Source organism: Paenibacillus diazotrophicus (assembly GCF_042610465.1).
The window spans coordinates 327,920-341,001 of the sequence record NZ_JBGJZN010000002.1 but is presented as its reverse complement, the minus strand read 5'-3'; the positions used below and the strand labels follow the sequence as shown (position 1 = coordinate 341,001).

Below are 13,082 nucleotides of genomic sequence, written 5' to 3'. Positions count from 1 at the left end.
TACCTACATCGTCAATATTAATAATTGGTAGATTTATTGGCCTGCACAAAAAAAAGTGTCCCGACAGCCTAAGCTGCCGGGACACTTTACATTCCTGTGGTTTGAATTACAAATTCGGGTAAGAACAGCAATAATCAGTTAATGCGAATACTTCCAGCGAAAACTTGGAGTTACCTGGAACATGGAAGGTGTCCGTACCTTTAATTTCCTTCCACACGTCTGAGCCGGGAAGCAGTACTTTTAGATCGCCGGACAGAATTTCCATCGTCTCAGGGCCTTCGGTACCGAATTCATACACTCCAGGCAGCATGATGCCGAGTGTCACCTTGGTGCCGTCCTGCAAAGTAACTGTACGGCTGGTAACTTTTCCATCGTAATAAATATTAGCTGCTTTTTGAATTGTCGCGTTGGTGAACTGACTCATCTGCTTATTCTCCCCTTTGTCGTTAATCCATCTATTATAGCAGGGCTTTAACGCGGCTGACTACATTTTCAACCGTAAAGCCATATTCTCTAATTACAGTATCGCCAGGTGCGGAAGCGCCAAACGTTGTAATCCCAAGGATGTCACCCTGATCGCCGGTGTAACGTTCCCAGCCGAAGGTTTGCGCCATTTCAATCGCCAGCCGGGCTTTAACTTCAGGCAGAATGACGGAATCACGGTAGGCTTTATCCTGCTTCTCGAACAGATCCCAGCTCGGCAAGCTGATGACACGGACATCGATGCCTTCTTCGGCAAGCGCCGCCTGTGCTTTCACAGCCAATTGAACCTCGGAGCCTGTAGCGATAATTTGTGCTTGCGGTGTAGCGTTCTTGGAATCGGAAACCACGTATCCGCCGCGTTTGATGTTATCACGCACTCCGTCTACAGTACCTTGGAGAATCGGCAGGTTTTGGCGGGTCAGCACCAGCGCTACCGGATTCGAAGTATTTTCCATTGCATAGGCCCAAGCTGCAGAGGTTTCATTGCCGTCAGCCGGACGAATCACCGTAAGACCTGGAATGATACGCAGGGAAGCGAGCTGCTCGATAGGTTCATGCGTTGGACCGTCTTCACCAACAGCGATACTGTCATGCGTAAGCACATAAGTTACCGGAAGCTTCATAATCGAAGCCAGACGAACCGCCGGACGCAGGTAGTCGGTGAATACGAAGAACGTACCGCCGAATACTTTGAGACCACTGTGCAGTGCAATCCCGTTCATCGCTGCAGCCATCCCGAACTCACGTACACCAAAATAGATATTGCGGCCATCGTAAGAATCCGGAGTGAATTGCTCTAGACCATTCAGATGGGTCATCGTCGAGCTCTCCAGGTCGGCGGAACCGCCCACCAACTGAGGAACTCCAGCAGTCAATCCGTTCAGGGCGTTACCGGAAGCAACACGTGTGGACACTGCTTTGTCTTCAGCTTTGTAGAACGGAAGATTTGCATCCCAGCCTTCAGGGAGTTCACCCTTCAGAGCGGTTTCGAGCTGCGCTGCAAGCTCTGGATATGCTTTTTTATAGGCTGCGAACTTCTCATCCCATGCTTTGTTGGCTGCAATGCCTTTTTCCTTCACTTCAGCAAAACGGGCACGGACTTCATCAGGCACATAGAAGTTTTCTTCGTATACCCATTTGTAGAAATCCTTCGTCAGCTTGGCTTCATCTGCTCCCAGTGGGGAACCGTGAGTACCGCCGTGGCCGCCTTTACCTTGTTTGTTCGGACTGCCGTAGCCGATAACCGTCTTCACTTCGATGAGTGTTGGCTTGCTGCTGTCGGCCTGTGCTTCACTAATAGCTTTGCCCAGTGCAGGAAGGTCGTTGCCGTCTTCAACGCGCAGTACCTGCCAGCCATAGGCTTCAAAACGTTTGGCTACATTCTCGGAGAACGCCAGATTCAGCTTGCCGTCCAGCGAGATATCATTGGAATCGTACATGACAATCAGTTTGCCAAGCTTCAAATGGCCAGCAAGCGATGCGGATTCCGAAGAAATCCCTTCCATCAGATCGCCGTCACCGCAGATTGCGTACGTATAATGGTCAATTACATTGTGTTCACCTTTATTGTAAGTAGCGCCCAGCTGAGCCTCAGCCATCGCCATCCCTACTGCCATCCCGATACCCTGTCCCAGCGGTCCGGTAGTAGCATCAACACCTGCAGTATGGCCGAACTCCGGATGTCCCGGTGTCAGGCTGCCCCATTGGCGGAATTGCTTCAATTCTTCCATCGGAAGATCATAGCCGCTCAGGTGCAGCAGGCTGTACAGCAGCATGGAACCGTGTCCCGCAGACAATACAAAGCGGTCGCGGTTGACCCAAGTCGGGTGCTCCGGATTATGATTCATAGTCTTCGCAAACAGCTGATACCCCATTGGAGCTGAACCCATCGGCATTCCCGGGTGTCCGGAATTTGCTTTTTCAATCGCATCGATAGCAAGCGTACGGATTGTCGTGATGGCCAGGTTGTCCACTGTGGAGTTTTCTTTTTTGTGGATTGCTTGTTCTTTTGCCTGTTCAGTCATGAAAATAATCCTCCTCGAATTCAAGAATGTCATTTTGACTATTATTGTATCACTAAAGTGGAAGCATTTCCAATTGTTTTTGCAAACCCTATGTTCGAACAGCTTATATTTTGCGGCTTCAGCCGGATATATACATCAGTTCATCAGGTTTCCAGAGCCCCTTGGAGCCTCTCCCTTCTCACAGCAACAGAACAAAAACAGCCCGTCCTATGAAAAGAACCGACTGCTAGAGTAAATATAGAGTATGATGAATTTAACAAAAAACAATTTATTCCATATAAAAAAGAATATGCATCCCTCCAAATGTTCTGCAGTACACCTTAGACCAGCTTACGACTTAGGCTTTGGTCCAGTATCGGGATTAGACTAAAGTACGTTTTACGATGCTGGAATGTACAGTAAGATGGAATCACTGAAGTGAGCGGATATACCAAGTTATCCAATATTTCCTGCAGAAAGGGATCGCGAAAATGACAGCAAACCACGATATTTACGTTGTGCTTACCGGGACAGGCACTGCTTTTAGCGGGCTCATTAAATGGTTCACCAAAGCCGAGCTTAATCATGCTTCGATTGCCTTTGACAGTGAACTGCGCGAGGTCTACAGCTTCGGGCGAAAAAAAGCCTATAACCCCTTTATTGCGGGACTGATCCGCGAAGACTTTATCCACCCCTTTTATAACAGGGCAGACTGCGCCATCTATCGGCTAAGAGTGAGCAAAGCAGAATACGAGAAAATGTATAACCACGTGAAGGGTATGATGGAGCACCAGGATCGCTACAAATACCATTTGTTAGGCTTGATCGGTGTCCTGCTGAATGTGAAAATCGATCGGGAAGACGCATATTTCTGCTCCCATTTTGTCGCCTCAGTATTCGAAGAGTCTGCCGTTCATCCGGTACCCAAACCCTCCTGCTTCGTGACTCCCGAAGATTTCGCCGACTCCTTGTACGCTCATAAAATCTTCAGCGGCAAGCTGTCCTATTATATGCGCAGAACGCATGGAATGACAGTCCATACTTCTGGTGTACATACTTCTGGAGTACACATTTCTGGAGTACATACCTCTGGAGTACATCCTTCTGGAGTGCATACCTCTGGTGGACATACTTCTGGAGTACACACCTCTGGAGTAAATCCTTCTGGAGCACATCCCCCCGGGTCTGCAGTTCCCGCTTCAGTTGCGGCAAGATTGATGAGGCTGCAGGATGAACGTGCGGAAGAGGTTGTCTGAACGTCCTCGCTCCGCACGTGGATGCTTACATAGAATAAATTCCTTACAGCTAATATTCACAATTAGATGATTCGTCTCAAATTAAGACTCGTATATTCTCATCTGCTCTATTTGACCCTGTGATTCTGAAAGTATTCTGTCCAGTCTCCCAGCACGGTAACAGTTACCGTATCTATTTTGGTATTATATTCATTCTTCGCGGTAAACGTAAATGTAACTGGGCCGTCCGGCAGTTTTTCAAAAGTGGGATTATACAATTCCCCTCTCCACAGCGTTTTGCTGTTGTCTGTAGGACTGAGCTGCGCCGTGTACCCACCAGACATGACTACAACAATCGTATCCGGCAGCCCGGTTGCATTCGCCTGGAGCACAAAACTTTCTCCCGCCCAATATACACTATAGCCTCGCGGACTCTCCATACTCCCGCTTTTATTCAAATTATAGGCTTGGCGGTTCGCATTCCACTCTGCTGTATGCTGTACCCCACCCATAACTGTAAGCAGATTGACCATAAAGTACTTACGAGGAGAGATATGGCTCCAATTGAAGCCGTCATATACCTCTACTTCTGCTGCGTACTTCTGATTCTCCACCAAGGCGTTGGCCGGTACCTGCCACTGCGTGTCGCTAGTCGCCTGCTCTCCAGACTGAACTTCAACAGCCCCTGTTGTCAGATTAATAATCCTAACTTTGTAGCGCTGCTGCAAATCTCTATCTTCATCCTCGTACTCCCATTTGATGATGGGGGTTATCGTACTGACAATCGTGAAATCGGCCTGACTGGTGCCAGCGGGATACGTAATATTGGCCGTTGGAATACGATTCACGACCGTGATCGTCTGTATCTTTTCCCGGAACAGCCCAAGTGAATCCGTGACCCTCTGCCGCACACTAAAAGTGCCGTTGGAGCTGAATTGCTTGGTGAACGAACCCTGCGTATTCGCCAGCCCCTCCGTCCCGCCTGAAGCCTTCAGAAAATATTGATGGGTGATGCTGTCCCCCTTCACTGTGTCTTCATCTAAGGCGGTACTCTGGATATGCACAACATCTGTACGGTAGATAGGATCGGCTGCTGCATTTTTGCCCGTATCAGTCATCAGGGTAAAGCCCGGCTCCGGCGGGTTATCAATGATGAATGCTTTTTCGTTCGAAAAATCCGACCACTTCCGCTTTGAAAAAGCGCGCCCCTGAACCGTGTAGAGCAAAAATCGTTCGAGTGATAGATTAGGCAGCTGATATTGCCGAATGCCCCCCGTACTATCGCTATTCTCCACGGTTTTGGCCAGAAGTCCATTCTTCGTAAAAAACTCAAGCCGGTAGTTTTCCTGCGGATCACTCTCCGGATCGGAGTAAGTCCATTTGATCAGCGGATCTCCTTCTTTTTCTGCGTCAATAACTGTAGGATTGTTAATCGTCCCTGCAGGTGAAGTCAGAGTCATGCTTGGCGGCAGATTTTCGGCAACCATCACCTTGAGTATTGCAATATTCGATTTGTCTCCAATCTGGTCAACCACCCAATGCTCGAGAGTATAGGTACCGACTTCATCGAAGGTCTGGTTCATATTAGCGGTATTGAACATCGTTATTTTGCCGTCACTCCCGGTAACTCGCCAGTAATACTGCAGGCTGCTGCGGTCGGCCGAGTCCTCATCATCATCTGCCGATGTAAAGGTATGACTGTCATATTGATATACGACTGAGGGTCCGGTAATCGCAGCCGTTGGAATATGGTTTTTTACACTGAACAGCTGAGTCGCATAGGATGTCAAACTTCCATCGGTAACGTTCAGCCTCATTTCCCAGCCGTCCGAAATCGCTTTTTTAGCGGTAATCCCATAATTCGCCATAACATTACTGATTGTAAAGGGCTGCGTACGCTTGCTCCCTGCCCAGTTGTAAGGGTCGCTGTTCAGGCGTGTGTACCAACCATATTGCAGGCTATCCCCGTCTTCATCCGGATCCGGGGTAAGGTTGGTTGGGGTAATAACCGTGTCTCGATATACCTCGTTAGGCAGCGTAAAGCTTGCATTCGGCGGGTGATTGATTACCTGTACGGTTTGGCTGTACACCCCTGACCAAAGCCCGCGGTTATCGTGCACCTGTAAATTAATCTGATACGAACCAACTCCATATAAAGCCACATTCGGAGGAGCAACGACACCACCGTAGGAGGACCACACTTGATTCCATCCATCCTTCACGATAGACCAGCTATAGATGTCCAGCGGATCATTGTCCGGGTCAAACGACTTATCTATAACCGTAGCCGTCTTTCGGTAAGAGACGTTCAGCGGATCAACGGTAAACAGGGCGACCGGGGGTAGATTGCTTGGACTGCCTACAGTCTGCTTCATCCAGTCACTCCACACCCCAATACCGTTGGAACCATCCATATCCCTAACCCGCAGCCGGATCTCATACGGATTGGTTGTCGGCAGCTGCGCTGGGGGCTGGCCCTCGGTCCACACTTGATCTCCAACCTTTCGCCATTGCCACTGCCAGGTGATTAGCCCCTTCGTAGGGCTAGTCGTATGATCCAGATCGTAAGAATTGTCTGTGAGCTGCAGCGAGCCATTCACCAGCTTGGCCGTAAATAAGGCGACTGGTTTGCGGTGAATCATAAAGGTCATGCTCGACAGGTTATCCCGACTCCAAAGACGGTAGGCATCCAGCCGGTTGTCCGCATCCGGATTGTCTCTAGCCTGAAAGATCGCTGTATACGCTCCAGTATAGGGGAAAGACGGATACTTGCTACTGCGCCATAGTCCGCTGTCCGGGATCATTCCCATGGAATTATCGAATAGAGATGGGTCCTGATCATATCGGTAACGCTCGGCGTATTTGCTGTCATTTTCATAGTCTGAATAGGAAGTCCCTATGTCAATTGGAGTATTAATCAAGAAAAAGGCTTTATTCCTTAACCGGTTCGTTACCGAAAAAGAAGTTGACGCTTCCGCATAAAAATTAAAGGGATCGACCACTTTCACATTGACCGTATAGTTTCCCGGTGGAATTCCCTCACTGAGCACATCAATAGGAATGCTGAAATTTTTCGGGGAGCCTGTGCTGGCTATAGAGATCTTTTTATAGAACACGTTAGGGATCTCCGCAATGACGTCCACGGTGTCATTATCCACATCTTGTACGTACCCTTCCACGTTAAAAGTACTAAATCCTGGATCGTTCATCACCGTCTGGTTAGGTTGAGAAGTAAGTGTGATATTGGGTTTCTTGTTCGTGGTGAGTGGAATTATCTGTACATCCGACATTCCATATGGATAATGAACAGTACCTTTATAGTTAAGGGCGTCATACGTTACGTAATATTCAGCAAAGTTTACGGTCAATCTTAAAGATACAGGAATTTTATCAGTATAATATTGAAGATATTCAGAATGCGGAATGATGGAATATGAATTCCAATCAAAATAGCCTCCATAAGAAGGGTTCGAATACATAATATATGGGTGATACTTCATCGGATCATCTTTTAGATACGATGTGACGAGGCTATTGGCGTATCCAGACAAATCTCCATTGGCAAATGCTGTTCCCCCATAGCCTGTCCCTAGATTCGCAATAGTTTCTGCTGTACCATCCTTGTAAACTATTTCTAAAGACTGACTCCATACCGGATAATGCCCATGATATGCCCTATCTTTGTTAGCATTTTTAGGGCTATTTCCAAGTGCTTCCCGATAACTTTCCCATCTTGTTGGCAAATAGCTGTTGCTCATATCAACATAGAGGAAATGTGTTACCTGATTCCACTTCACCTTAAAAGTATTCGATGGCATATCGACATACATTGTACTTGCATACCAATCGGGATCACCCACATAATTGGCGGCCGGGCGGGACGCAACATAGCTTCTCGCTGGAGAAGTATACTCGTTGTATTCAATGATTTCGCCAGCTGCTGCGGCTTTATTAGGTATTAGATTAACCCAGAGCAAAGCTGCACCGAATAGTACTAAGGTTAACGCTATTTTCATGTAAAATTTCATTTGTTTCCCCCTACCACATCCGAACGTGAAACATAATCGTTTTTCGTTCTTATTCTTCTGGGCTCTACCACGTCCAATCCACTACAGGAGCACGGTTATAGACTTCAATTACTCGTTCGGCTAACGGCTGCGCAGGAACGCTGTTATAGGAATTCCTCGATCTCCGATCTGCCGCTGTGACAAATTCATCCATGGTGGGTTGATCAAACTCTTCTGTGGCAGTAAGCCTTACTTCATACTTCCCGACTCTGGTAAGCGACAATGTTAACGTACTGAGATTTGCATCACTAAATGTAGTCCAGGCGTTATTCGAAAAGTCTCCATCATTCTCTGCATCATAGCGATATTCCCATTTCCGGTGGCCGATAAAATCATAATCCGGTGAAAACGACATATCGATTAACGATGCCGGAGCTATATTCCCGTTCGTCGGGTCGCGGAATATCTTGCTTGGTGCCGCAAAATAGACGACCGGTGGTTCATCTGGAACAATATCAAAAGTAATACTTGCCACATCCGAATACCCTACATTATTCTCGACATAGATCGTAGCTTTGTAGGTTCCCGCCTTTTTGAACACCACATCTTTGTCATCTGTACCATTCAGCGTTCCACTATACTTGATGTCCGCTGCCGTTCCGCCTGAAACCGCCTCGATGGTAAATCTTGTTTTCGCATCGACAATTGGAAAGTGTTCAGCCGGATTATGGCTGGCATTATGTAGGGTAACTTTACGGTTTTCCTTCTTAGTCCCCAGGATGGTTATAGCTGCCCTTGGTATGGGAGCGTTGACCTCCAATTTAGCAGAGGTAGATGCAGATAGACCATCATTGTCTGTGACACGCAGATTGATCGACTTCCATTTGTCTATCTCTGATAATGGATACCAGGTGAATCCGTATTCCCCCGTGACCGTATCCATGGCTCCTGGCGTAGCGTATTTGTAATTCTCGATTCTACCATCCGGATCATATGAATTTTTGCCGTATACCAAAAACTCTTCACCGGCCATCACAGAGTCCGGGATATCCAATACTGCTACAGGCGGCTTATTACTACCGGAAGGCGGCGGATTATTTGCCGGGGTTTTAGAAACACCCACCCTGGCTTTCATTGTTTTACTCAGTGAGGTAATGCTCCCAGCAGACGTAATCACTGGTTTTGAAAAACGAACGGTGACCGTTACCGTATATTCCTGTTCAAAGTCGCCTCCAGCAAACTTCGCCTTCGGAATGATGAAATTATCAAACGCCCTTGAGCTGGCTAGTACCTTAGTGCCGTCCTTCTTGGTGCTGACCGCTGAAGAGTCCGATTCCTTAGCGTAGAATACCCACTCCATGATATTAGAGTTATCCGTGTAGGCCAGCAGATCACCGGTGATCTTCAGCGTAACTGGAATGTCCTTACCCTCATCCTTCGCAGGATTCGGGCTGGGACTCACAACGGCTACGCTGCCGTCTAAGGTTGGTTCGGTTGGTAGGGAATAGTCAAAGCTTATTGATCCAGAGTAACTATATGACGTCACCTTTGCGTCAGCCAAATAGTAGTAATAGCCGGTTACTTGATACCGCCGGCCTTCCGCATGTCCGGAAAGATCATGGTGTCCATCATCAGGCTCAGCACGATAAATAGTATCTAAAAGACCTTTTTGAGATTCCGGAATGTAATAATCAATGAGTATTCGTTGGTCTTTAAAATACACTTTTGATATATTTGCAGTTTTCTTGATATCTTTGTTAGAAAACTCTAAAACTCGCACTGATGACTGAATAATTGCTCCTGAATCAATCACTACATTTGATGAATTGTAAAACCACTCCAGTCCAGTTGTTGTCAAATTAGACTTGGTTGTAACCAATCTTTTAGGCGGATTTTCGGATGGTGTTTTCCTATCATCTGCATTTAAGTCAAAGGAGTCCATTGTATTCGTTGTTGCATTGTAGTCATTAATCTGCCAACGTCGTCCATCCGAATATAGCCAAATGGAATTCCCTGGAGTCGTACTAAATGGTTGTTGGAAACTCCCATCAAATCCCTGAACATTACTTATGGTTTCTGTGATGCTTTTCCCCTTAAGTGTAGCTTTTATTTTGCCGTTTTCGATAGCTAGACTTATAACTTCATTATTCCCATTGTACTTTAAACTACTTGTTGAGACCAAAGAAGCACTGATGCCACTTGGTAGATCCAAATAAAAGCTTTTCGCGCTATTATTTGATCCTGTCAATCCATTTGTAACTGGTAAGCTTACGGTAGCCGACTTTGTACTAGCTGCCTGTGTGTTAGAACAGTTGAAGAATGAAAATATAAGCGAGAAGCTCAGAAGAATCAGACCAATCTTACTTTTCATCCCCCCTACTCCCCACGATTCACTATATATTTCTCTGCTTTACTTCCTTTGATATTTAGCCAAATCACAAAATGGTCAAATTTTGTTCCTGAATACATAAGCCCTTGATACGTAGTTAATTTTTCTCCTGGCTTTAAACTCCAATCCCATATAGCTTCCTTATTATTTTTCTTTTTCACATTTATTCTCGGCATAGTTTCAGCAAGAATACCACCATCAGTTAAAGACAATCTCCATTTAGGATCAGGACTGTTTGCAGACTGTTCAATCGGAATTCCCCCTTTATTTTCTATTATTATTTTTGTCCAAACAAAGTAGTTTCCTGTCCCCGTATATCCATATTTCTTAATCAACGCTTGTGCATCTTTGGACTTAATATCATAAATCATAATCTTCTCCAGCGTGTAGCTCAATCCTCCGGCTGTGAGCGTCACAGGCAACTCCACATCTTTCACTAATCCATACTTGGAGAGATTATCTCTCATAATTGGTGCTGCTGTTGGTTTTGCGGTTGTTGCATGAACAGAGCCCACTTGACCTAAAATCGAACCAACCAACATTGCAGCTGCCAAAACTGCTTTCATCATTGTTTTTTTCATTTTCAAAATCCCCCTATTTGTTTTGTTTGATTAATCATTCATCTTATACTCCTGTACAGCTGGTACAACAATGGCCTCCTGCACTTTCGCACGGGAGATCAGCACTGGATGGGCCGTCTCAATGACGGCAACAACGGAAGGGCCTTGTATGTATTTGGTAATGCCATAGTTGCTGTCTTCGTAGAGAAAAGGAAAGGTAACTCCGCTGGATTGATCGATAATATCGAACTTTACGATCCTTACTTGGGTTTGAAGACGACTTCCCGTCAGAGGAGACAGGTCGTCGTCCAGCCCAAGATTAGCCTGCAGAGATTGCCGGAAGGTCGCAACAGCTTCAACAGGATCAATAATCAGACGTCCTTGTGCACGCGCGGACTCATTCAGTTCCTGTGAAGCATCATGAACAGCAATGTTATTGGCATCTTTCAACATGCTGCGCAGCGTATCCCATTCCTGATTCTGAATCTGAAAAAACCAGGAGTAAATAAAGATGAGCAGTACAAACGCCAGCTTAATAATATAATCCATAGATTAGCTTCATCCCTTAATCAGTCGAGATACTCACTCATGATCGACCCGTGGCCATAATAACGTGTAGGCTGGGCCGTGCCAGAAAAATTATAGGGAAACAGATTCATCCGTGGTGCTGAGATGTATACATCCATCCGCTGTTTGCGTTCCTGTACGGTGTCTGTTCTGCTTGTGATTTGAATAGAGCCCTCAGGAAACCCGACTGCCATCAGATTAGAGATGACTTCACTTTTCATTGAAGTTGTAACCATCCCCTCTGTTGCCGCTTTTTGCGTAATATAGGAGGTATTAGCCTTGACCTGCAAATCGAGCAGATAATCAATGTAAGTGAAGATCGGCTGCAGGATAATGAACAATACAAGCCACAAGAATAATGCCCGGAGAACGGTAGCCTTCAATGCTTACGCCCCCTATTAATACTGCTCGACTTGTTTGGTGTGTGTGATGATATCATCTTGACTGCTGCCGATAATATTCGTTGCCACTGCGATGAACATGCCCGCAATTACAAACCCGATGGCCAGAAACATTGCGACTGAGATGGAATCTTTCTTCATCGTGATTAGACCGAAATATGGGACTGGGTCTGAGCAAGTATAGCTGATGGTACGGACTCTATCGGTTGAACCATAGTTACACCCGGTATTGTCGGTCTGTTGTCGTCTGTGGCGTTAATGACATCCCGAACAACTGGAATCAAAATGGCAATTACGATGGCAACACACAGGAATCCGATAGCGATGAACAATCCAGTAGAAATGGCGTCTTTTTTCATTGTTAATATCTCCCTATTCATTTTATATTTTTAAAAGATTCTTGAATATAACAAAAATTTCAATCGATGCAATTCATGGATGCTGGACCGCGTTAGTTGGACATTTATTGTTGCGATCTCAAGGAGCAGAATCAAGCAACTTAGCCAATTCGAGATCTTAACAAAAATTTCATTCGATGCAATTGATAGATGCTGGACCGCAAAATCACTGAAACATCCCCACCCCATTGAAATTCCCTTTGATCAGCAAAATGTACTGCATTGCCAGCGACACTATCATCAGAAAGGTAGCGATAGATGGAATCACGTTGATGATGGTGGAGATATCTCCGATGAATGACCATTTTTTCAAATATTGATCACTGGAGATCTTGGAAATGATCCTGCCTTGCTCCCGCAAATAATTAGCAGCTTCCGTATCGTCGTCCATCCCCTCCGTAGCGAGCAGAATAGAGCGGATATCGTTGATAAAAGCGTGGTTGTCCGGGAATTTGCCGCAGAACCATTCAATTGCCCGCTCGGTCCCCTCGTCTACTGCCCGCTCAGACAGCTCATACAGATCCTGACGGATGTAGTTGAAATGTCCGGCCGTTCCGGCGCAAAAAGCTCCAAACTGCATATAGCCCCGCTTGCGCAGCCGGTTATTTTCATAGAGACGTATGAAGGAGATTAATTCGCCGTCTTTTTGAATAAGTGTCTTTTGATGAAGCCAAGCGAGTAGCCACCCTAGCGGAAGATATCTTAAGGGACTGGTGATCACAAGGATCAGAACAGCAACAAGCAGATCATAAAGGGAAAACGGCTCCGAGCGCAGAAAGTCGCCAGCAATCTGAACAAGTATGTAGATCAGTGCGGCCGAATAACGGAACAGTGTGATTTTGCTTGCGGAAATGGCTAGACCGCTGTTATTCAGAAGCCGCTGCAGCCGCTCATTATGCAGCCGCTCCCCAAGCAACCTCCACCTGCTACCCACCTGAAGAAGATAACGCTCCTGTCTAGTGCTGCTGCTCACAAAAACCAGCAACGAGAGATATGCAATTCCCAGTACGGCAATCAAAAGTAAAAGTCTATCCATAAT

The 13,082-nt window shown here is 46.2% G+C and carries 11 protein-coding genes; 1 reads left to right on the top strand and 10 read right to left on the bottom strand.

The genetic code is table 11. The features are described 5' to 3' along the window. Positions 1-106 precede the first annotated feature (106 nt). Together ppnP and tkt are read right to left on the bottom strand one after the other, a co-directional pair. Positions 107-424 carry a pyrimidine/purine nucleoside phosphorylase gene (gene ppnP / locus ACAN54_RS12875; protein ID WP_379155061.1) on the bottom strand — a complete coding sequence of 106 codons (318 nt, stop codon included), beginning with the start codon at positions 422-424 and terminating at the stop codon, positions 107-109. Between the two features lie 34 nt (positions 425-458). Further along, positions 459-2,507 (bottom strand): transketolase, encoded by a 2,049-nt coding sequence (gene tkt / locus ACAN54_RS12870; RefSeq protein WP_379155058.1) that lies wholly within the window; start codon positions 2,505-2,507, stop codon positions 459-461. Positions 2,508-2,977: 470 nt separating this feature from the next. Here tkt and ACAN54_RS12865 point away from each other — a divergent pair, with 470 nt between their 5' ends. Further along, positions 2,978-3,742: a hypothetical protein gene (locus ACAN54_RS12865; protein WP_379155055.1), complete on the top strand. Its 765-nt coding sequence runs from the start codon at positions 2,978-2,980 to the stop codon at positions 3,740-3,742. Between the two features lie 107 nt (positions 3,743-3,849). Here ACAN54_RS12865 and ACAN54_RS12860 read toward each other — a convergent pair whose 3' ends face one another. From ACAN54_RS12860 to ACAN54_RS12825, 8 genes are all read right to left on the bottom strand, one after another. Beyond that, positions 3,850-7,749 carry a glycoside hydrolase family 78 protein gene (locus ACAN54_RS12860; protein WP_379155051.1) on the bottom strand — a complete coding sequence of 1,300 codons (3,900 nt, stop codon included), beginning with the start codon at positions 7,747-7,749 and terminating at the stop codon, positions 3,850-3,852. Between the two features lie 64 nt (positions 7,750-7,813). After that, the gene (locus ACAN54_RS12855) at positions 7,814-10,099 is read right to left on the bottom strand and encodes a hypothetical protein (RefSeq protein WP_379155048.1); all 2,286 of its coding nucleotides are present in this window, start codon (positions 10,097-10,099) and stop codon (positions 7,814-7,816) included. 5 nt (positions 10,100-10,104) lie between these two features. Further along, the gene (locus ACAN54_RS12850) at positions 10,105-10,698 is read right to left on the bottom strand and encodes a hypothetical protein (RefSeq protein WP_379155045.1); all 594 of its coding nucleotides are present in this window, start codon (positions 10,696-10,698) and stop codon (positions 10,105-10,107) included. A 30-nt stretch (positions 10,699-10,728) separates the two neighbouring features. Next, positions 10,729-11,226: a hypothetical protein gene (locus ACAN54_RS12845; RefSeq protein ID WP_379155042.1), complete on the bottom strand. Its 498-nt coding sequence runs from the start codon at positions 11,224-11,226 to the stop codon at positions 10,729-10,731. Positions 11,227-11,246: 20 nt separating this feature from the next. Next, positions 11,247-11,627 carry a hypothetical protein gene (locus ACAN54_RS12840; RefSeq protein ID WP_379155039.1) on the bottom strand — a complete coding sequence of 127 codons (381 nt, stop codon included), beginning with the start codon at positions 11,625-11,627 and terminating at the stop codon, positions 11,247-11,249. A gap of 15 nt (positions 11,628-11,642) precedes the next feature. Further along, complete coding sequence (locus tag ACAN54_RS12835; protein ID WP_379155036.1) at positions 11,643-11,786, bottom strand: hypothetical protein; 144 nt, start codon at positions 11,784-11,786, stop codon at positions 11,643-11,645. 5 nt (positions 11,787-11,791) lie between these two features. Further along, positions 11,792-12,004 (bottom strand): hypothetical protein, encoded by a 213-nt coding sequence (locus ACAN54_RS12830; RefSeq protein ID WP_379155033.1) that lies wholly within the window; start codon positions 12,002-12,004, stop codon positions 11,792-11,794. Between the two features lie 205 nt (positions 12,005-12,209). After that, the gene (locus tag ACAN54_RS12825; RefSeq protein WP_379155030.1) at positions 12,210-13,079 is read right to left on the bottom strand and encodes a hypothetical protein; all 870 of its coding nucleotides are present in this window, start codon (positions 13,077-13,079) and stop codon (positions 12,210-12,212) included. Positions 13,080-13,082: the final 3 nt, after the last annotated feature.